Origin of the sequence: Bacteroides sp. RTP31139st1_H2_RTP31139_211217 (assembly GCF_040227615.1) — a bacterium.
GTDB classification, from domain to species: Bacteria; Bacteroidota; Bacteroidia; order Bacteroidales; family Bacteroidaceae; genus Bacteroides; species Bacteroides uniformis.
Genome location: NZ_JBCNZM010000294.1, coordinates 1 through 2,766 on the forward strand (window position 1 = coordinate 1; position 2,766 = coordinate 2,766).

The 2,766-nt window shown below is 35.7% G+C and carries 3 protein-coding genes; 1 reads left to right on the forward strand and 2 read right to left on the reverse strand.

Features of this window, described 5'->3' with window-relative positions:
• The coding region (locus ABUA47_RS24130; RefSeq protein ID WP_349832215.1) for a hypothetical protein at positions 1-582 on the forward strand (582 nt) is incomplete at its 5' end.
• Positions 583-717: 135 nt separating this feature from the next.
• Here the strand turns inward: ABUA47_RS24130 and ABUA47_RS24135 are convergent.
• Both ABUA47_RS24135 and ABUA47_RS24140 read right to left on the reverse strand, forming a co-directional pair.
• On the reverse strand, positions 718-1,194 hold the full coding sequence (locus ABUA47_RS24135; RefSeq protein ID WP_054349505.1) for a hypothetical protein: 477 nt from the start codon (positions 1,192-1,194) through the stop codon (positions 718-720).
• A 10-nt stretch (positions 1,195-1,204) separates the two neighbouring features.
• Complete coding sequence (locus ABUA47_RS24140) at positions 1,205-1,981, reverse strand: hypothetical protein (protein ID WP_138298677.1); 777 nt, start codon at positions 1,979-1,981, stop codon at positions 1,205-1,207.
• Positions 1,982-2,766 lie beyond the last annotated feature (785 nt).

The following is a 2,766-nucleotide window of genomic DNA, read 5'->3' on the forward strand; positions in this document are numbered from 1 at the left end:
GATGCACCCCAGCAGGATTTGAATGCACATTATCTGGCAGATGAAGCAGATGTATCCGGTAGTTCCGTTGCCGAAGCTACCGCCCGTGCGGTCTGCCTTCTGTCGTTTATACGCTCCTTGTATGAGAAGCATCCGGTTGTTGTAACCAAAGACGGAGTTGCTATTCCGGTGGGGAATATATGGAAGGAGCAGCAGTTGTATGCCATCTTGTTTGAAAGGGGAGAATTGCCTCTCGAGAAGTATATCACGACTCGTTTCAGTGGCGGGAAACTTGATTTCAGCCTTGTTGATGACACTCATGGATTTTCCCTTATTGACAATGAGAACCAAAACGAGTTTATTGATTCATTCCGCAAATTTGAAGAATTGGATTGGAATGCCATTGCAACGGACAAAGGGTTAGATTATAAACCGTATAATAAAAGTAAGAAAAGCAAGCGTTATTTTTCAGATGAGCAATGGAAGAAAGGCATTAAGAAATTCAGGATCACTCAGCGGAACAGGTGTTTTGGTTATGTGGATAATGGTATTTTTTATGTGTTGAGGTTTGATTTGGACCATGAGCTAAGCGATGTGGGATAATGTTTTTATAGTCTTGGTATTATTTTTATAGATATAGAAAACTGTCCAAAAACTCATATCCTGTTTATACATACTATACTATGTGTTCGATAAGAGTTCTTGGACAGTTTGAAGTATATTCTATCCCTTTCCTATTTAAAGTTTACTAAAAAAGCAAGCAATTGCAAATTTATAAAGATTTGAATCCTGCTTATCTCCATATACTTTCAAATCAAATGTGTAATTCAAAAAAGCTTCTTCTAATCTTTCTATTTCATCAACAGACAAAAAAGGTTCTTTGAAAAATAGGAACTCTACAGATTTTACTTTTCCGTACGAATCACAAATAAATGTAGTGGCTATCTTTTCAGATTTCAATTCTTCCAATCTTGCCGGTGATAATACTTCTATGTATAAGTTATTGACTGGTGTCGTTTGTTTGGCTACAAAATTGTCCAGTATTTTATCTTGCTGAAAACTTCTATTCAAAGTTTGACGATAAATCTTCTGGTTCTTATAATCATATACATAAGATTTGCCATTGGAAACTTTAACTTCGTTTTGTGCACAAATATTATTTGTAAAAACAAATAATGCGACAATTACTGAAATGAAAAAACTTAATGTCTTCATAATATCTTTTTTAAATACCGTAATTATTATTTATATAATCAAGTAGCGAAGGTTGCATACTATAAATGATACCTTTATTATAGCCAGGATCTTTAACTTTAAAAAACTCCATATAGTTGTAATAACCATATCCAGCATATTTAGTAGATAACACATCTGATAGAGAAGGAAATTTTTCATCAAGAAAACCATCTTCACATAACAACATAATCCATCTTGTATAATCATCGGCATGTGTCGGTCCTGCTCCTAAGCCACCAAATCCATATCCATTAGCGCAATATATAAGTTCTTGAATAATCTTTGCTTCAAATTCTATGTTTGGAGTTCCTTCTTTACCTGCATATTGAAGAATTCCATTGAAATATACTCTATCTTGTGCGGCATGTATAAACTCCTCCTGTATTGAATTCGTTGCGATTGTTGAGCCTGTTTTCAACAATACCTCATTCGTTTTTGCATTGTACGAAGCTGGTGCTGTGCCTGTATCGCCTCGGGATATTTTTGATACCTTTTTAGTTGTCAGTTTCTTGAAAACACATCTGTATCCTTTGCCTAAAGGATTACTTTGTAATTCCTCAAGAATGGAATTGACAGAACCTTGGTCTGTTAAACTCAACGACACATTATTAATAAAGCTACTCATAGGATAAGTCAATGAAGCTCTACCCGAAAGTCCCCTTGTGGTAACATCATCTTCATAGGAGAAAAGTAAATCATCCCCAGAGCATGAAACCATAAATAAAATGGCTATGCATGAAATAAATTTGAACATCTTTTTCTTCATAATGTTTTTCAATTAAAGATTAATATTTAATTAGAGTTTACACTTTCTTAAAGTTGATATACTAGCGAATTGGACTGCCTTTTGTTTAATGTCGTTGAATTTAACGACATTAACTATATGATCTAACGTATCTAATATAAATTCCATTCTTGTTTAAACCGATTAGTCGGTTTGCTTTTACAAATATATAAGTTAAAATCAAAAAATGAAAACCTATCCTTGGTTATTTTCAAAAAAATATCAAAGGGTACTAACGGAAGCTGATTGATGTAGAATGTCTCTCAGAAAAACATTGTATCTTTATGTTAAGAAGAAAAAAGGAATTATGGATTTTGAAGGAGAATGTAACACGCGGACGGCTTCCGTATTCCAGTTGAAGCGGAAAGGGGAAAAGGTTACTTCAATGCTGAATCCAACTCCCGATTTCCTGGAGGTTTAGTATGGAAGCCCAAACAGAAAAGCGAATAGATAATTCCCGATTTATTTACCCGTATCATGGACTTGCCGTACGGTTACTTCTGTCAGGTGGTAAAAAACGGCTGATAAACATAGCTCTTTTGAGAGTTTTAGCTGCTTGTTCAAGCAAGGGAGTTTTTAAGGGGTGTAAACCACTTTCGATAAGACTATCAACGATTTGTTGACAGCACCGGAAGCCCGTGCCATAGATGAAGCGGATGTGTCCGGCAGTTCCGTTTCCGAAGCCACTGCCCGTGCGGTCTGCCTTCTGTCGTTTATACGCTCCTTGTATGAGAAGCATCCGGTTGTTGTAACCAAAGACGGAGTTG